Below are 17,887 nucleotides of genomic sequence, written 5' to 3' on the forward strand. Positions count from 1 at the left end.
CGGTACGGACCCGGACCGCCGGGGCCGTGCTCCGGCCTGCCCTCCTGCCCGCCTCCACATACGCGCCCCTCACGAACCACGGAGCACCAGATGAAGCGTCACCTCATCTCGGCCGCCGACCTCACCCGCGACGACGCCGTGCTGATCCTCGACACCGCCGAGGAGATGGCCCGCGTCGCGGACCGGCCGATCAAGAAGCTGCCGACCCTGCGCGGACGTACGGTCGTCAACCTCTTCTTCGAGGACTCGACCCGCACCCGCATCTCCTTCGAGGCCGCCGCCAAGCGCCTCTCCGCCGATGTCATCAACTTCTCCGCGAAGGGCTCGTCCGTCTCCAAGGGCGAGTCGCTCAAGGACACCGCGCTCACCCTGGAGGCGATGGGCGCCGACGCCGTCGTCATCCGGCACGGCGCCTCCGGCGCGCCCTACCGCCTCGCGACCTCCGGCTGGATCGACGGCGCGGTCGTCAACGCGGGCGACGGTACGCACGAGCACCCCACGCAGGCGCTGCTCGACGCTTTCACGATGCGCCGCAGGCTCGTCGGCGCCGACGCGGGGATAGGGCGTGACCTCGAAGGACGCCGGATCACGATCGTCGGCGACGTACTGCACAGCCGGGTCGCCCGCTCCAACGTCCTCCTGCTGCACACCCTCGGCGCCGAGGTGACGCTCGTCGCGCCGCCGACGCTGGTCCCGATCGGTGTCGAGCAGTGGCCGTGCGAGGTCTCGTACAACCTCGACGAGGTGCTGCCGAAGTCGGACGCGGTGATGATGCTTCGTGTGCAGCGCGAGCGGATGAACGCCGCCTTCTTCCCGACCGAGCGCGAGTACTCGCGGCGCTACGGCCTCGACGGCGACCGGATGGCGCGGATGCCCGAGCACGCCATCGTCATGCACCCCGGCCCGATGAACCGGGGCATGGAGATCACCGCGCAGGTCGCGGACTCCGACCGCTGCACGGCCGTCGAACAGGTCGCCAACGGCGTCTCGACCCGGATGGCCGTCCTGTACCTGCTTCTGGGCGGCAACGAGTCCGCCATCAGCCCCACCCCCGCACGCACCGAGGAGAGCAAGTAAGCCATGAGTGAGACGACGAAGATTCTGCTCCGCGGTGCGAAGGTGCTGGGCGGCGAGCCGCAGGACGTTCTGATCGACGGCGAGACGATCGAGGCGGTCGGCACCGGCCTGAGCGCCGAGGGCGCGACCGTCGTCGAGGCCGAGGGCAAGGTCCTGCTGCCCGGCCTCGTCGACCTGCACACCCACCTGCGCGAGCCCGGCCGTGAGGACTCCGAGACCGTCCTGACCGGCACGAAGGCTGCCGCGGTCGGCGGCTTCACCGCCGTCCACGCCATGGCCAACACCTTCCCGGTCGCGGACACCGCCGGCGTCGTCGAGCAGGTCTGGCGCCTCGGCAGGGAGTCCGGCTACTGCGACGTGCAGCCCGTCGGCGCCGTCACCGTCGGCCTGGAGGGCAAGAAACTCGCCGAGCTCGGCGCGATGCACGACTCGGCCGCCGGGGTGAGGGTCTTCTCCGACGACGGCAAGTGCGTGGACGACGCGGTGATCATGCGCCGCGCGCTGGAGTACGTGAAGGCCTTCGACGGCGTCGTCGCCCAGCACGCCCAGGAGCCCCGCCTGACCGAGGGCGCCCAGATGAACGAGGGCATCGTCTCCGCCGAGCTGGGTCTCGGCGGCTGGCCGGCCGTCGCCGAGGAGTCGATCATCGCCCGCGATGTGCTGCTCGCCGCCCACGTCGGCTCCCGCGTGCACATCTGCCACCTGTCGACCGCCGGCTCGGTGGAGATCGTCCGGTGGGCGAAGTCCAAGGGCTGGAACGTCACGGCCGAGGTCACCCCGCACCACCTCCTGCTGACGGACGAGCTGGTCCGTACGTACAACCCGGTCTACAAGGTGAACCCGCCGCTGCGCACCGAGGCCGACGTCATGGCCCTGCGCGAGGCTCTCGCCGACGGCACCATCGACTGCGTCGCCACCGACCACGCCCCGCACCCGCACGAGGACAAGGACTGCGAGTGGGCGGCGGCGGCCATGGGCATGGTCGGTCTGGAGACCGCTCTGTCCGTCGTCCAGCAGACGATGGTCGACACCGGCCTCATCGACTGGGCGGGCGTCGCGGACCGCATGTCGTTCCGCCCGGCGGCCATCGGCCGACTCGAAGGACACGGCCGGCCCGTCTCGGCAGGCGAGCCAGCCAACCTCACGCTGGTCGATCCGGCTTACCGTGGAGCAGTGGACCCCTCGGGCTTCGCCTCCCGCAGCCGTAACACCCCCTACGAGGGTCGTGAGCTGCCGGGGCGCGTCACCCACACCTGGCTGCGGGGCCGCGCAACGGTCGTCGACGGGAATCTGGCGTGACACCTTTCATCCATCTGGCCGCCGAGGCCGCCGCCGCGGAGCGGAAGTCGGCCGAAGTGACCGACTGGGCCGCCCGCATCGGCTGGGTCGTCGGGCTGCTGCTCTTCATCGCGCTCGTGTACTGGCTGATGCGCCAGGGCTGGAAGTGGCGCGCCACCCTCCAGTCGGACCTGCCCGAGCTCCCCACCGCGCCCGAGACGCCCGGCGAGGCGAAGCTGAGCATGAGCGGCCGCTACCACGGCTCGACGACTGCCGGGCAGTGGCTCGACCGGATCGTGGCCCACGGCCTCGGGACCCGCAGCCGCGCCGAGCTGACGCTCACCGACGCGGGCCTGGAGGTCGTACGCCCCGGGGCGGCCGACTTCTTCGTACCGGCCGGGCAGCTTCGCGAGGCGCGGCTCGACAAGGGCATCGCCGGCAAGGTCCTCGCCGAGGGCGGCCTGCTGGTCGTCACCTGGCAGCACGGCGACAAGCAGATCGACTCCGGCTTCCGCTCCGACCGGGCGGCCGAGCACACGGCCTGGGTCGAGGCCATCAATTCCATGAACCAAGTGATTACGACGGAAGGCACCGCACGATGACGATCTCCACCCGGGGAGCTGCCAAGGCTCCCGCCGTACTCGTCCTGGAGGACGGCCGCAGCTTCCGCGGCCGTGCCTACGGGGCCGTGGGGGAGACCTTCGGCGAGGCGGTGTTCAACACCGGCATGACCGGTTACCAGGAGACCCTCACCGACCCGTCGTACCACCGTCAGGTCGTCGTCATGACGGCCCCGCACGTCGGCAACACCGGTGTGAACGACGAGGACGACGAGTCGAAGCAGATCTGGGTCGCCGGGTTCGTCGTACGCGACCCCGCCCGCATCCCCTCGAACTGGCGCTCCCGCCGCTCGCTCGACGACCAGCTCGTCGCGCAGGGCATCGTGGGCATCAGCGGCATCGACACCCGCGCGCTGACCCGCCACCTGCGCGAGCGCGGTGCGATGCGCGTCGGCATCTTCTCCGGCGAGGCACTGGCCGACGACGAGACGCTGCTCGCCCGCGTGAAGGAGGCCCCGCAGATGGTGGGCGCCTCGCTCGCCGCCGAGGTCGCCACCAAGGAGCCGTACGTCGTCCCCGCGATCGGTGAGAAGAAGTTCACCGTCGCCGCGATCGACCTCGGCATCAAGGGCATGACCCCGCACCGGATGGCCGAGCGCGGCATCGAGGTGCACGTACTGCCCGCCACCGCCACGGCCGAGGACGTGTACGCCGTCGCCCCCGACGGGGTGTTCCTCTCCAACGGCCCCGGCGACCCGTCCACGGTCGACCTCACCGTCATCAAGGCCGTGCTGGAGCGCAAGACGCCGCTCTTCGGCATCTGCTTCGGCAACCAGATCCTGGGCCGTGCGCTCGGCTTCGGCACGTACAAGCTGAAGTACGGCCACCGCGGCATCAACCAGCCCGTGCAGGACCGCACGACCGGCAAGGTCGAGGTCACCGCGCACAACCACGGTTTCGCCGTCGACGCCCCGCTCGACAAGGTCTCCGAGACCCCGTACGGGCGCGCCGAGGTTTCCCACGTCTGCCTGAACGACGACGTGGTCGAGGGCCTCCAGCTGCTCGACCAGCCGGCCTTCAGCGTCCAGTACCACCCCGAGGCAGCCGCAGGCCCGCACGACGCCGCGTACCTGTTCGACCGCTTCGTACAGCTCATGGAGGGCCAGCGTGCCTAAGCGCACCGATATCCAGTCCGTCCTGGTCATCGGCTCCGGTCCGATCGTCATCGGCCAGGCCGCGGAGTTCGACTACTCCGGCACGCAGGCCTGCCGGGTACTCAAGGCCGAGGGCCTGCGCGTCATCCTGGTCAACTCCAACCCGGCGACGATCATGACCGACCCGGAGATCGCCGACGCGACGTACGTCGAGCCGATCACCCCGGAGTTCGTCGAGAAGATCATCGCCAAGGAGCGCCCCGACGCGCTGCTGCCGACGCTTGGCGGCCAGACCGCGCTCAACACCGCGATCTCCATGCACGAGCAGGGTGTGCTGGAGAAGTACGGCGTCGAGCTCATCGGCGCCAACGTCGAGGCCATCAACAAGGGCGAGGACCGCGACCTCTTCAAGGGTGTCGTCGCGGCCGTCAAGGCCAAGATCGGTTACGGCGAGTCCGCCCGCTCGGTCATCTGCCACTCCATGGACGACGTCATCGCGGGCGTCGACACGCTCGGCGGCTACCCCGTCGTCGTACGCCCCTCCTTCACCATGGGCGGCGCCGGTTCCGGCTTCGCGCACAACGAGGACGAGCTGCGCCGCATCGCCGGACAGGGCCTCACGCTCTCGCCGACCACCGAGGTGCTCCTGGAGGAGTCCATCCTCGGCTGGAAGGAGTACGAGCTGGAGCTGATGCGCGACAAGAACGACAACGTCGTGGTCGTCTGCTCCATCGAGAACTTCGACCCGATGGGCGTGCACACCGGCGACTCGATCACCGTCGCCCCGGCGATGACGCTGACCGACCGCGAGTACCAGCGGCTGCGTGACGTCGGTATCGCGATCATCCGCGAGGTCGGCGTCGACACCGGCGGCTGCAACATCCAGTTCGCGATCAACCCCGACGACGGCCGCATCATCGTCATCGAAATGAACCCGCGTGTGTCGCGTTCGTCCGCGCTGGCCTCCAAGGCGACCGGCTTCCCGATCGCCAAGATCGCCGCCCGTCTCGCCGTCGGCTACACGCTCGACGAGATCCCCAACGACATCACCGAGAAGACCCCGGCGTCCTTCGAGCCCACGCTCGACTACGTCGTCGTCAAGGTGCCGCGCTTCGCCTTCGAGAAGTTCCCGCTCGCCGACGCCACCCTCACCACCACCATGAAGTCGGTGGGCGAGGCCATGGCGATCGGCCGCAACTTCACCGAGGCGCTCCAGAAGGCGCTGCGCTCGCTGGAGAAGAAGGGAAGCCAGTTCGCCTTCACCGGTGAGCCCGGCGACAAGGCCGCGCTCCTGGAGATCGCCAAGGTCCCCACCGACGGCCGCATCAACACCGTCATGCAGGCCATCCGGGCCGGCGCAACGCCCGAGGAGATCTTCGACGCCACGAAGATCGACCCGTGGTTCGTCGACCAGATGTTCCTCATCAAGGAGCACGCGGACGAGCTCGCCGCCGCCGACAAGCTCGACCCCGACCTGCTCGCGGAAGCAAAGCGCCACGGCTTCTCCGACGTCCAGATCGCCGAGATCCGCGGGCTGCGCGAGGACGTCGTACGCGAGGTCCGGCACGCCCTCGGCGTCCGCCCGGTCTACAAGACGGTCGACACCTGCGCCGCCGAGTTCGCCGCCAAGACCCCGTACTTCTACTCCTCGTACGACGAGGAGAGCGAGGTCGCGCCGCGCGAGAAGCCCGCAGTGATCATCCTCGGCTCGGGCCCGAACCGCATCGGCCAGGGCATCGAGTTCGACTACTCCTGCGTCCACGCCTCCTTCGCGCTCAGCGACGCCGGCTACGAGACCGTGATGGTCAACTGCAACCCGGAGACCGTCTCCACCGACTACGACACCTCCGACCGTCTGTACTTCGAGCCGCTGACGCTCGAAGACGTGCTGGAGATCGTCCACGCCGAGACGCTGGCGGGCCCGATCGCGGGCGTCATCGTCCAGCTCGGCGGCCAGACCCCGCTGGGTCTCGCCCAGGCGCTCAAGGACAACGGCGTCCCGGTCGTCGGCACCCCGCCGGAGGCCATCCACGCCGCCGAGGACCGCGGCGCGTTCGGCCGCGTCCTCGCCGAGGCCGGTCTCCCGGCCCCCAAGCACGGCACCGCGACGACCTTCGACGAGGCCAAGGCCATCGCCGACGAGATCGGCTACCCGGTCCTCGTACGCCCGTCGTACGTGCTCGGCGGGCGCGGCATGGAGATCGTGTACGACGAGACGCGCCTGTCCTCGTACATCGCCGAATCCACCGAGATCAGCCCCACCCGGCCGGTCCTGGTCGACCGCTTCCTCGACGACGCGATCGAGATCGACGTCGACGCGCTCTACGACGGCACCGAGCTCTACCTCGGCGGCGTCATGGAGCACATCGAGGAAGCCGGCATCCACTCCGGCGACTCCGCCTGCGCTCTGCCCCCGATCACCCTCGGCGGCTTCGACATCAAGCGGCTGCGGATCTCGACCGAGGCCATCGCCAAGGGCGTCGGCGTACGCGGACTGATCAACATTCAGTTCGCGATGGCCGGCGACATCCTGTACGTCCTGGAAGCCAACCCGCGCGCCTCGCGCACCGTCCCCTTCACCTCGAAGGCGACCGCGGTGCCGCTCGCGAAGGCCGCCGCCCGCATCTCGCTGGGCGCCACCATCGCGGAGCTGCGCGCCGAGGGCATGCTGCCGAAGACCGGCGACGGCGGCACGCTGCCGCTCGACGCGCCGATCTCCGTCAAGGAAGCCGTGATGCCGTGGAGCCGCTTCCGCGACATCCAGGGCCGCGGCGTGGACACCGTCCTCGGCCCGGAGATGCGCTCCACCGGTGAAGTCATGGGCATCGACTCCGTCTTCGGCACGGCATACGCCAAGTCGCAGGCCGGGGCGTACGGTCCGCTGCCGACCAAGGGCCGCGCGTTCATCTCGGTCGCCAATCGCGACAAGCGGACGATGATCTTCCCGGCGCGCGAACTGGTCGCCCACGGCTTCGAGTTGCTCGCCACGTCCGGCACGGCCGAGGTGCTCAAGCGCAACGGCATCAACGCCACCATCGTGCGCAAGCAGAGCGAGGGCCCGGGCCCGCAGGGCGAGCGGACGATCGTCCAGCTCATCCACGACGGCGAGGTCGACCTCATCGTCAACACGCCGTACGGCACGGGCGGCCGCCTCGACGGCTACGAGATCCGTACGGCAGCCGTGGCGCGAAGCGTCCCCTGCCTCACGACGGTCCAGGCCCTCGCGGCCGCCGTCCAGGGCATCGACGCGCTCACCCACGGCGATGTCGGGGTCCGTTCCCTTCAGGAACACGCACAACACCTGACAGCGGCCCGCGAGGTCTAAGCGGCCCATGAGGGGGACACCGGTTGCGGTGTCCCCCTCTTCATGAGCCCAGCCCGACGCCCGAGCCTCCTGAGGAAAGCACCCAGCCCATGTACAAACTCTTCTTCAACCTCGTCTTCAAGCGCATGGACCCCGAGCAGGCCCACTACATGGCCTTCCGCTGGATCCGCCTCGCCGCCCGCGTCCCGGTCCTGCGCACCTTCGTCGCCGCCGTCCTCGCGCCCCGGTACACCTCGCTGCGCACAGAAGCGCTCGGCCTGCGCATGCACGGCCCGTTCGGCCTCGCCGCCGGCTTCGACAAGAACGCCGTCGCCATCGACGGCATGTCGATGCTCGGCTTCGACCACATCGAGATCGGTACGGTCACCGCCCAGCCGCAGCCCGGCAACCCCAAGAAGCGCCTCTTCCGCCTCGTGAAGGACCGCGCGCTCATCAACCGCATGGGGTTCAACAACGAGGGCTCCGAGGCCGTGGCGGCCCGCCTGGCGGCCCGTAACCCGGTCTTCAGGACCGTCGTCGGCGTCAACATCGGCAAGACCAAGCTCGTGCCGGAGGAGGAGGCCGTGGCGGACTACGTCACCTCCACCGAGCGCCTCGCCGCCCACGCCGACTACCTGGTCGTCAACGTCTCGTCCCCGAATACCCCCGGGCTGCGCAACCTCCAGGCCACCGAGTCGCTGCGCCCGCTGCTGACGGCGGTGCGTGAGGCGGCCGACCGTACGGTCACCGACCGCCGCGTCCCGCTCCTCGTCAAGATCGCGCCCGACCTGGCCGACGAGGACGTCGACGCCGTCGCCGACCTGGCCCTGGAGCTCGGCCTGGACGGCATCATCGCCACCAACACGACCATCGCCCGCGAGGGCCTCGGCCTGAAGTCGGACCCCGCTCTCGTCAAGGAGACCGGCGGACTGTCCGGAGCGCCCGTCAAGGCGCGCTCCCTTGAGGTCCTGCGCCGCCTGTACGCCCGTGTGGGGGACCGGATCACCCTGATCGGGGTCGGGGGCGTCGAGAGCGCCGACGACGCCTGGCAGCGCATCCTGGCGGGCGCCACGCTCGTACAGGGCTACAGCGCCTTCATCTACGAGGGCCCGTTCTGGGCCCGCGCGATCCACCAGGGCCTCGCCGAGCGTCTCGCGAACAGCCCGTACGCCACGCTCGCCGAGGCTGTCGGCGCCGAAACCAGGGAGAGCGCGAAGTGACTGAAGCGACTGTCGAAACCTTCGGCGCCCGCCTGCGCCGCTCCATGGACACCCGCGGACCCCTCTGCGTCGGTATCGACCCGCACGCGTCGCTGCTGAGCGCCTGGGGCCTGAACGACGACATCAAGGGCCTGGAGACCTTCACCCGCACGGTCGTCGAGGCGCTGGCAGACCGGGTCGCCGTACTCAAGCCGCAGTCGGCGTTCTTCGAGCGCTTCGGCTCACGTGGCATCGCCGTACTGGAGAAGGCGGTCGAGGAGGCCAGGGCGGCGGGCGCGCTGGTGCTCATGGACGCCAAGCGCGGCGACATCGGCTCCACCATGGGCGCGTACGCCGAGACCTACCTCCACAGGGGCTCGCCGCTCTTCTCGGACGCGGTGACCGTCTCGCCGTACCTCGGCTTCGGCTCGCTGCGCCCGGCGCTGGACGCGGCCGTGATCAACGGCTGCGGCGTCTTCGTACTCGCGCTCACGTCCAATCCGGAGGGCGCGGAGGTCCAGCGGGCCGCCGCCGCCGACGGCCGGTCGCTCGCCCAGCTGATGCTCGACCACATGGCGGCCGAGAACGAGGGCGCCGAGCCGCTCGGGTCGGTCGGCGCGGTGGTCGGCGCGACGCTCGGCGACGCGGGCGTCAACCTCGCGATCAACGGTCCGCTGCTGGCTCCGGGCATCGGCGCGCAGGGCGCTACCCCGGCGGACCTTCCGGGCGTTTTCGGGTCGGCTGTCGGCAATGTCGTACCGAGCGTCAGCCGCGGTGTACTGCGCTTCGGGCCCGATATTGGCGGACTGCGGGAGTCCGCTTCTCGCTTCGCCGACGAGGTCAGGACGGCCGTCTCGGGCGCGTAACGGGGTGTCAGCGATTCATGTTGACGGAATCCTGACCGAAAACCGGGGTGTTATGTCTGATATGCCTTAGTCGACGGAGGCTGACCAGGACTTTTCGCCGCTTCTCGCTGACTGGAGCGGCCATGGCCGCTAGTCTCCGTCGAGAGCAAACGCGCAGCTCGTTGTTTCGCAGCTCGCTGTTCGTTGCTCGCCCTGGTGTGGGGCGACTAGGTTCCTCACCGGTCCGTATCCGACAGTTCGACATCCGAGGTGACGTAGGCGTGGCTCTTCCGCCCCTTACCCCTGAACAGCGCGCAGCCGCGCTCGAAAAGGCCGCCGCGGCTCGCCGGGAGCGGGCCGAGGTCAAGAATCGACTCAAGCACTCCGGCGCCTCGCTCCACGAGGTCATCAAGCAGGGACAGGAGAATGACGTCGTCGGCAAGATGAAGGTCTCCGCCCTTCTCGAGTCTCTGCCGGGCGTGGGCAAGGTCCGCGCCAAGCAGATCATGGAGCGGCTCGGGATCTCCGAGAGCCGTCGTGTGCGCGGTCTCGGCTCCAACCAGATCGCCTCTTTGGAGCGCGAGTTCGGCGGCGGAGCTGCCTGACGTTCTCGGGCACCCCCGAGAACCTGGATAATCGCATCCATGGCTGCAACATCCCGGGGGACGACCCCCGTACCCCCGGACGTACGTCCGCGGCTGACCGTGCTCTCCGGCCCTTCGGGCGTCGGCAAGAGCACGGTCGTCGCCCATATGCGCAAGGTCCACCCCGAGGTATGGCTCTCGGTGTCGGCCACCACACGCAAGCCGCGACCCGGCGAGCGCCACGGTATCCAGTACTTCTTCGTCAGTGACGACGAATTCGACAAGCTCGTCGCCAATGGTGAGTTGCTGGAATGGGCCGAGTTCGCCGGCAATCGTTACGGCACGCCCCGGCGTGCCGTGTGCGATCGGCTCGAAGCGGGCGACCCCGTGCTCCTGGAGATCGATCTCCAGGGCGCACGGCTGGTCCGTGAATCGATGCCCGAGGCTCAATTGGTCTTCCTGGCCCCGCCCAGCTGGGACGAGCTGGTCCGCAGGCTGACCGGCCGCGGCACGGAGGCGCCCGATGTCATCGAGCGTCGTCTCGAGGCCGCAAAGATCGAACTCGCCGCGGAGGCGGAGTTCGACACCACCCTGGTCAACACCTCCGTCGAGGACGTGGCGCGCGAGCTGCTAGCCTTGATGGAAGTTGCTTGATCTTTGTTCACTTATCGGAAGGTAGAGCGTGTCCTCTTCCATTTCCACGCCCGAGGGCATCATCAACCCGCCGATCGACGAGCTGCTCGAGGCTACTGACTCGAAGTACAGCCTCGTGATCTACGCGGCGAAGCGCGCGCGTCAGATCAACGCGTACTACTCGCAGCTCGGTGAGGGTCTGCTCGAGTACGTCGGTCCGCTGGTGGACACCCATGTCCACGAGAAGCCGCTCTCGATCGCCCTGCGCGAGATCAACGCGGGTCTGCTGACCTCCGAGGCCATTGAGGGGCCGGCGCAGTAGTCAGCAGGCGCAGGAATCTTTTTCATCTCAGGCCCGGCAGTGAGACTGCCGGGCCTGTGGTGTGTCATAGGGGACGTAACGGTCGTACGAAGCGGGGAGACGCAGTGGACAAGCCGAAGGTCGTGCTGGGAGTCAGCGGGGGCATCGCCGCGTACAAGGCGTGCGAGCTGCTGCGACGGCTGACCGAATCCGGCCATGATGTGCGCGTCGTGCCGACCGAGGCGTCGCTCCACTTCGTCGGCGCCGCCACGTGGTCCGCGCTCTCCGGCAACCCCGTCTCGGCGGAGGTCTGGGAGTCGGTGCACGAGGTCCCGCACGTACGGATCGGGCAGGCCGCCGATCTGGTCGTGGTGGCCCCCGCCACCGCGGACATGCTGGCCAAGGCGGCGCACGGGCTGGCCGACGACCTCCTCACGAACACTCTGCTCACCGCCCGGTGTCCGGTCATCTTCGCTCCCGCCATGCACACCGAGATGTGGGAGCACCCGGCCACCCAGGAGAACGTCGCGACGCTGCGCCGCCGCGGCGCGGTCGTCGTCGAGCCCGCGGTGGGCCGGCTGACCGGTGTGGACACCGGCAAGGGCCGGCTGCCCGACCCGGACGAGATCTTCGAGGTCTGCCGGCGGGTACTCGCGCGGGGCGTGAGCGAACCGGATCTCGCGGGCCGGCATGTCGTGATCAGTGCGGGCGGTACGCGTGAGCCGCTGGACCCGGTCCGCTACCTGGGGAACCGTTCCTCCGGCAAGCAGGGATACGCCCTGGCCCGCACCGCTGTCGCGCGCGGCGCCAGGGTCACGCTCGTCGAGGCCAACACCGGTCTGCCGGACCCGGCGGGCGCCGATGTGGTGCGCGCCGGGACGGCGGTGCAGCTGCGCGAGGCCGTGCTCAAGGCAGCGGCGGACGCCGATGTGGTCGTGATGGCGGCCGCCGTGGCTGATTTCCGCCCGGCGGCGTACGCCGAGGGGAAGATCAAGAAGAAGGACGGCCAGGAGCCCGCCGCGGTCGAGCTGGTCCGTAATCCCGACATCCTCGCCGAGCTCTCGGCCGAGCGGCGCGGACGGCCCGGGCAGGTGGTCGTCGGCTTCGCCGCCGAGACCGACAACGTGCTCGCCAACGGCCGGGACAAGCTGCGCCGCAAGGGCTGTGACCTGCTGGTCGTCAATGAGGTGGGGGAGCGCAAGACGTTCGGCTCGGAGGAGAACGAAGCCGTGGTGCTCGACGCCGACGGGGGCGAGACTCCGGTGCCGTACGGACCCAAGGAGGCCCTGGCCGACACAGTCTGGGACCTCGTGACACGTCGGCTCGGTTAATTCTTGAGACGCTGTACCGGAAGCCATAAACCCTTGCGAATCCGGCGTATCGTGCTCTGGCGAAGGGTGAGGGCCGTCCCGCACAATGCAGTGCCGCTGGTCACAGGGCCTCCAAGAAGCGAGACACATGGTCCGCCGACCGGAAGCGACCGATAAACTGGTCCCGGACCGACGCCGGGCGCAGCTCCCGGTCCGTTCCATCAATGCTCAGCCAGCAGCCGCTGCAACCCCAGGGAGCGATGTGTCCCGCCGCCTGTTCACCTCGGAGTCCGTGACCGAGGGCCACCCCGACAAGATCGCTGACCAGATCAGCGACACGATCCTCGACGCGCTCCTGCGGGAGGACCCGGCTTCCCGGGTCGCCGTGGAGACCTTGATCACCACTGGCCTGGTGCACGTCGCCGGCGAGGTGACCACCAAGGCCTACGCAGACATTCCCACGCTCGTACGCAACAAGATCCTCGACATCGGGTACGACTCCTCGAAGAAGGGCTTCGACGGCGCCTCCTGCGGCGTGTCGGTGTCCATCGGCGCGCAGTCTCCCGACATCGCCCAGGGTGTCGACACGGCGTACGAGACGCGGGTCGAAGGCGACGAGGACGAGCTCGACAAGCAGGGCGCGGGCGACCAGGGCCTGATGTTCGGCTATGCGTGCGACGAGACGCCCGAGCTGATGCCGCTGCCGATCCACCTGGCGCACCGGCTCTCGCGCCGGCTGTCCGAGGTCCGCAAGAACGGGACGATCCCGTACCTGCGACCGGACGGCAAGACCCAGGTCACCATCGAGTACGACGGTGACAAGGCCGTCCGCCTCGACACGGTCGTCGTCTCCTCGCAGCACGCCTCGGACATCGACCTGGACTCGCTGCTCGCTCCCGACATCCGCGAGTTCGTCGTCGAGCACGTCCTGAGCGGCCTTCTCGACGACGGCATCAAGCTGGACACCGAGGGCTACCGCCTGCTGGTCAACCCGACCGGGCGCTTCGAGATCGGCGGCCCGATGGGCGACGCCGGCCTCACCGGCCGCAAGATCATCATCGACACGTACGGCGGCATGGCACGCCACGGCGGTGGCGCCTTCTCCGGCAAGGACCCGTCCAAGGTCGACCGCTCGGCGGCGTACGCGATGCGCTGGGTCGCCAAGAACGTCGTGGCCGCGGGTCTCGCCGCGCGCTGCGAGGTCCAGGTCGCGTACGCGATCGGCAAGGCCGAGCCGGTGGGTCTCTTCGTCGAGACCTTCGGTACGGCCACGGTCGACTCCGAGAAGATCGAGAACGCCATCGGTGAGGTCTTCGACCTCCGCCCGGCCGCGATCATCCGTGACCTCGACCTGCTCCGCCCGATCTACGCCCAGACCGCGGCGTACGGCCACTTCGGCCGCGAGCTTCCCGACTTCACGTGGGAGCGCACGGACCGCGTGGACGCGCTGCGCGCGGCGGCTGGTCTCTAGTCGGTACTGGCGCTATTGGCGCACTGCTCGGCCGCGAAGGCCCCGGACCGTACTGGACGCTGTTGGTTATTCCGGGGTCGTGCGTGACGTCGGCCCTCAAGACCTGGTTGTGGTCTTGAGGGCCGACGTTGTCGTATGGGGTGGGTGCGGATGTCTATGCAGCCGAAGGGGTCGGGGGAAATCCCGGCGGAGACGGTGCGGGTGGCTCGGGCCGCGTTCCCGAAGGGGAGCCTGGCGATCCGGGTGAGGGACGAGCTGGGACCGTTGTTCACAGACGGGGAGTTCGCGGATCTCTTCCCGGCGCGGGGAAAACCTGCCTGGTCACCGGGCCGGCTGGCGTTGGTGCTGGTGTTGCAGTTCGTGGAGGGGCTCACCGACCGGCAGGCGGCGGAGGCGGTGCGGGCGAGGATCGATTTCAAGTACGCCCTGGCGCTGGACCTGGCTGATCCCGGCTTCGATTTCTCGGTGCTGTCGGAGTTCCGGGACCGGCTCGTCGAAGCGGATGCCGGGCGGCGGGTGCTGGACGGCATCCTGGTCGCGGCCCGGGAGAAGGGCCTGCTCAAGACGACGGGCCGGGCTCGCACGGACTCCACGCACGTGCTGTCGGCAGCCCGGGAGCTGTGCTGGCTGGAGATGGTCGCTGAGACGCTGCGCTCGGCTCTCAACGAGCTGGCCCTGGCTGATCCCGACTGGCTGGTGGAGGTGGCCGAGCCGGACTGGTTCAGGCACTACGCCACCAGGGCCGAGGACTCCCGTTTCCCCAAGGCCCGCACCAAGCGCGACGAGGTGGGCCTGCGGATCGGCAGGGACGGGACGCGGCTGCTTGAGGCGGTCCTCGCCGCCGACGCGCCTGACGGCCTGCGCTCGCTGGACACGGTGGAGATCCTGAGGCAGATGTGGGTCCAGCACTTCCACCTGGTGGAGGGCGAGGTGAGGCGGCGGGACCCAAAAGACCGGCCGCCGGGCGCGATGCGCCTGGTCACCCCCTATGACCCCGACGCACGTGGCAGCGTCAAACGCGACACTCTGTGGGACGGCTACAAGGTCCATGTCACCGAGACCTGCGAGCCGGATGCCCCGAACTTGATCACGAACATGGCCACCACCGTCGCCACCACCCCGGACAGCGTGATGAGCGAGGAGATCCATACGGGCCTCGCCGAACGGGAGTGTCTGCCCGGCGAGCACTGGGTGGACGCCGGCTACCCCACCGCAGCCCAGGTCGTGGCCGCCCGCACCGAGCACGGCATCGACCTGCAAGGGCCGATGGCCGCCAACACCGCCGTCTCGGCCCGCGGCCCCTACGGACAAGACGCCTTCCGCATCGACTGGGACAACCAGCGGGTGACCTGCCCGAACGGTGTCACCAGCACCCAGTGGCACCACCGGCACTCACAGCAAGGGCTGCCCGTGATCCGGGTCCGTTTCAACCCCGCCGACTGCCGTCCATGCCCTCAACTGCGCGCCTGCGTCAGCTCACCCAAGGCCGAACGCCGCTCGCTCAATCTGCGGCACCGCGACGAACACGAAGTCGTCCAGGCGGCCCGCCGTGAGCAGCAGACCGACGCCTGGAAGGACCGTTACAAGATCCGCGCAGGTGTCGAGGGCACCATCTCCCAGGGCGTCGGGCGCTGCGGCCTGCGCAGATCCCGCTACCGAGGCCTCGCGAAGACCAGCCTCCAGCATCAGCTCACCGGCGCCGCCATCAACCTCGCCCGCATCGATGCCCACCTCACCGACACACCCCGGGCCCGCACCCGCACCAGCCACTTCGCAGCACTTCGCCCCGCCGAGCTCACGCTCGACGGGGCGAAGTAGAACCGGCCCCCGAATTCGCCAACAGCGTCCGTACTGGTCCGGGGCCTTCGTGCTTGCCGCGCTGTCAGTGGGGTCTGATAGGAATTTGGCTGTGAGCAGGAACGATGAGCGGTCCGACGAGCAGCCCGGGGGCGGGGTGCCGGAGCAGCTTGCGCTCAAGCTTGCGCTCATTCGGGAGAGTGTGCGGAAGGCGAAGGTTCCGAAGGCCAAGCCGCGGACGTGGCGGGGGGCGCCGCTGGCCAAGGAGCTGCCCGTTGCCCGGGTGTTGGTCAACAAGGGTGTGCTGCACCTCGACCAGTACTTCGACTATGCCGTGACGGAGGAGCTGGACGCCGTCGCGCAGCCGGGGGTGCGGGTGCGGGTGCGGTTCGGGGCGGGGGCGCACAACGTACGGGGCGGACGCCGTGAGGGCGGCGGGATGATCGACGGGTTCATCGTCGAGCGCCGGGCCGAGTCGGACTACGCCGGGCCGCTGGCCGCGCTCGCGTATGTGGTGTCCCCCGAGCCGGTGCTCGGTCCGGAGCTGCTGGCGCTCTCGCGGGCGATCGCCGACCGGTACGCGGGGAGCCTCGCCGACGTACTGCAGCTGGCTGTTCCGCCGAGGAACGGGCCGGCCGAGGCGAAGCCTTCACCGGAGCCGCTGCCGCCGCCGGAGGTGCCGGGGGCCGGGACGTGGGAGCGGTACGCGCACGGGCCCGCCTTTCTGCGGGAGCTGGCGGGGGGCGGGGCCCCGCGGGCCGTGTGGAATGCGTTGCCGGGACCGCACTGGCCGGACGAGCTGGCGCGTGCGGTGGCCGCGACGCTCGCCTCCGGGCGGGGCGCGCTGGTTGTGGTGCCGGACGGGCGGAGCGCGGCCCGGGTCGACGCCGCGCTCACCGCGCTGGTGGGGAAGGGGCACCACACGCTGCTGACCGCTGACGCCGGGCCCCAGAAGCGCTACCGGCAGTGGCTGGCCGTGCGGCGGGGGGCGGTGCGGGCGGTGGTCGGGACGCGGGCCGCGATGTTCGCGCCGGTGGCGGATCTGGGGCTGGTGGTGGTGTGGGACGACGGGGATTCGAGTCACGCCGACGATCACGCGCCGTTTCCGCATGTGCGGGAGGTGCTGGAGCTGCGGGCGCACCACAGTAGGTGCGGGTTTCTGCTCGGGTCTGTCAGTTGCACGGTTGAGGCTGCTCAGCTGGTTGAGAGCAAGTGGGCCGTGCCGTTGCGTGCGGGGCGGGAGCAGGTGCGGGCCGCGGCGCCGCTGATTCGTACGGTCGGAGACGAGGAGGTGGCCCGGGACGGGGCGGCGCGGGCCGCGCGGCTGCCGAGTCTGGCGTGGCAGACGGTTCGTGACGGGCTCAAGTCCGGGCCGGTGCTGGTGCAGGTGCCCCGGCGTGGGTACGTACCGAGTCTCGCGTGCGAGCGATGTCGTACGCCGGCGAGGTGCCGGCACTGCGCGGGGCCGCTCGAAGCGGCCGACCAGCAGGAACTGCACTGCGGGTGGTGCGGCCGGGACGCGGCGGGGTGGCGGTGCGGCGAGTGCGGGAGTGTGCGGCTGCGGGCCCAGGTGGTGGGGGCGCGGCGTACGGCGGAGGAGCTGGGGCGGGCGTTTCCGGCTGTCCCGGTGCGTACGTCCGGGCGCGACCATGTGCTGGAGAGCGTGCCGGGGGTGCCGGCGCTCGTCGTGAGCACGCCGGGGGCCGAGCCGGTGGCCGAGGGCGGTTACGCGGCCGCGCTGCTGCTGGACGGCTGGGCCATGCTCGGGCGGCAGGACCTGCGCGCCGGGGAGGAGGCCCTGCGGCGCTGGATAAGCGCCTCGGCGCTGGTCAGGGGGCAGGGGGAGGGCGGCGGCACGGTCGTCGTGGTCGCCGAGCCGACGCTTCGGCCCGTGCAGGCGCTGGTGCGGTGGGATCCCGTGGGGCATGCGCAGCGGGAGCTGGCGGAGCGGGCCGAGCTTGGCTTTCCGCCGGTGTCGCGGATGGCGGCGGTGAGTGGGCGGGCCGAGGCGATCGCCGCGTTCTTGGCGACCGCCCAACTGCCGGGCGAGGTCGAGGTGCTGGGCCCTGTGCCGATGCCGGTCACGGAGCCTGGGCGGCCTCGCCGGCCGGGCGACCCCCCGGTGGGTGAGGTGTGGGAGCGGGCGCTGCTGAGGGTTCCGCCGGGCAGTGGGGCGGCGCTTGCTGCGGCGCTGAAGGCTGCGCAGGCGGCGCGGATGGCTCGTGGCGGGGGCGATCCGGTGCGGATCAGGATCGATCCGCCGGACATCGGCTGAGGGGGGGGCGGGGCAGGGGGTGCGGCGGGGTGCAGGTCCTGCGGAGCTGTTCCCCGACCCGCCCCTTCCCGAACTGGGGCTCCGCCCCAGACCCCCGGG

Annotated in this window: 14 protein-coding genes; all 14 read left to right on the plus strand. The window is 70.1% G+C overall.

All coding sequences use genetic code 11. The annotated features are described in order from the left end of the window. The first annotated feature begins 90 nt into the window (after positions 1 to 90). Positions 91 to 1,077 (plus strand): aspartate carbamoyltransferase catalytic subunit, encoded by a 987-nt coding sequence (locus tag J7E89_RS25275; RefSeq protein ID WP_214976699.1) that lies wholly within the window; start codon positions 91 to 93, stop codon positions 1,075 to 1,077. A 3-nt stretch (positions 1,078 to 1,080) separates the two neighbouring features. Further along, positions 1,081 to 2,376, plus strand: coding sequence for a dihydroorotase (locus tag J7E89_RS25280; RefSeq protein ID WP_214976700.1), 1,296 nt, complete (start codon positions 1,081 to 1,083; stop codon positions 2,374 to 2,376). Further along, positions 2,373 to 2,957 carry a hypothetical protein gene (locus J7E89_RS25285; RefSeq protein WP_214976702.1) on the plus strand — a complete coding sequence of 195 codons (585 nt, stop codon included), beginning with the start codon at positions 2,373 to 2,375 and terminating at the stop codon, positions 2,955 to 2,957. Before J7E89_RS25280 ends, J7E89_RS25285 begins: the two co-directional genes overlap by 4 nt. After that, positions 2,954 to 4,090 carry a glutamine-hydrolyzing carbamoyl-phosphate synthase small subunit gene (carA, locus tag J7E89_RS25290; RefSeq protein WP_214976703.1) on the plus strand — a complete coding sequence of 379 codons (1,137 nt, stop codon included), beginning with the start codon at positions 2,954 to 2,956 and terminating at the stop codon, positions 4,088 to 4,090. The genes J7E89_RS25285 and carA overlap by 4 nt, the downstream gene beginning before the upstream one ends. Continuing rightward, the gene (carB, locus tag J7E89_RS25295; RefSeq protein ID WP_214976704.1) at positions 4,083 to 7,394 is read left to right on the plus strand and encodes a carbamoyl-phosphate synthase large subunit; all 3,312 of its coding nucleotides are present in this window, start codon (positions 4,083 to 4,085) and stop codon (positions 7,392 to 7,394) included. The genes carA and carB overlap by 8 nt, the downstream gene beginning before the upstream one ends. 89 nt (positions 7,395 to 7,483) lie before the next feature. Then, positions 7,484 to 8,593 (plus strand): quinone-dependent dihydroorotate dehydrogenase, encoded by a 1,110-nt coding sequence (locus J7E89_RS25300; RefSeq protein ID WP_214976705.1) that lies wholly within the window; start codon positions 7,484 to 7,486, stop codon positions 8,591 to 8,593. Continuing rightward, complete coding sequence (pyrF, locus tag J7E89_RS25305; RefSeq protein ID WP_308315591.1) at positions 8,590 to 9,438, plus strand: orotidine-5'-phosphate decarboxylase; 849 nt, start codon at positions 8,590 to 8,592, stop codon at positions 9,436 to 9,438. Before J7E89_RS25300 ends, pyrF begins: the two co-directional genes overlap by 4 nt. Before the next feature lie 260 nt (positions 9,439 to 9,698). Then, a complete protein-coding gene (locus tag J7E89_RS25310; RefSeq protein ID WP_028814066.1) occupies positions 9,699 to 10,022 on the plus strand; it encodes an integration host factor in 324 nt (107 codons plus the stop codon). Between the two features lie 39 nt (positions 10,023 to 10,061). After that, positions 10,062 to 10,655, plus strand: coding sequence for a guanylate kinase (gene gmk / locus J7E89_RS25315; protein ID WP_214976707.1), 594 nt, complete (start codon positions 10,062 to 10,064; stop codon positions 10,653 to 10,655). Between the two features lie 28 nt (positions 10,656 to 10,683). Then, positions 10,684 to 10,956, plus strand: a complete 273-nt coding sequence (rpoZ, locus tag J7E89_RS25320) for a DNA-directed RNA polymerase subunit omega (protein WP_028814064.1) — start codon at positions 10,684 to 10,686, stop codon at positions 10,954 to 10,956. Positions 10,957 to 11,060: 104 nt separating this feature from the next. Beyond that, positions 11,061 to 12,266 (plus strand): bifunctional phosphopantothenoylcysteine decarboxylase/phosphopantothenate--cysteine ligase CoaBC, encoded by a 1,206-nt coding sequence (gene coaBC, locus J7E89_RS25325; protein WP_214976708.1) that lies wholly within the window; start codon positions 11,061 to 11,063, stop codon positions 12,264 to 12,266. Positions 12,267 to 12,507: 241 nt separating this feature from the next. Continuing rightward, positions 12,508 to 13,716: a methionine adenosyltransferase gene (gene metK, locus J7E89_RS25330; RefSeq protein ID WP_214976710.1), complete on the plus strand. Its 1,209-nt coding sequence runs from the start codon at positions 12,508 to 12,510 to the stop codon at positions 13,714 to 13,716. 150 nt (positions 13,717 to 13,866) lie between these two features. Next, positions 13,867 to 15,534 (plus strand): IS1182 family transposase, encoded by a 1,668-nt coding sequence (locus tag J7E89_RS25335; RefSeq protein WP_214976712.1) that lies wholly within the window; start codon positions 13,867 to 13,869, stop codon positions 15,532 to 15,534. A gap of 91 nt (positions 15,535 to 15,625) precedes the next feature. Beyond that, positions 15,626 to 17,788, plus strand: coding sequence for a primosomal protein N' (locus J7E89_RS25340; RefSeq protein ID WP_214976714.1), 2,163 nt, complete (start codon positions 15,626 to 15,628; stop codon positions 17,786 to 17,788). Positions 17,789 to 17,887: the final 99 nt, after the last annotated feature.

Source organism: Streptomyces sp. ISL-100 (assembly GCF_018614615.1).
Lineage (GTDB): Bacteria > Actinomycetota > Actinomycetes > Streptomycetales > Streptomycetaceae > Streptomyces.

Excerpts from the sequence above, each read along its gene's own strand:
- J7E89_RS25275 (WP_214976699.1), top strand. The coding sequence starts at position 91 with ATGAAGCGTCACCTCATCTCGGCCGCCGACCTCACCCGCGACGACGCC.
- J7E89_RS25280 (WP_214976700.1), top strand. The coding sequence starts at position 1,081 with ATGAGTGAGACGACGAAGATTCTGCTCCGCGGTGCGAAGGTGCTGGGC.
- carA (WP_214976703.1), top strand. The coding sequence starts at position 2,954 with ATGACGATCTCCACCCGGGGAGCTGCCAAGGCTCCCGCCGTACTCGTC.
- J7E89_RS25300 (WP_214976705.1), top strand. The coding sequence starts at position 7,484 with ATGTACAAACTCTTCTTCAACCTCGTCTTCAAGCGCATGGACCCCGAG.
- gmk (WP_214976707.1), top strand. The coding sequence starts at position 10,062 with ATGGCTGCAACATCCCGGGGGACGACCCCCGTACCCCCGGACGTACGT.
- J7E89_RS25335 (WP_214976712.1), top strand. The coding sequence starts at position 13,867 with ATGTCTATGCAGCCGAAGGGGTCGGGGGAAATCCCGGCGGAGACGGTG.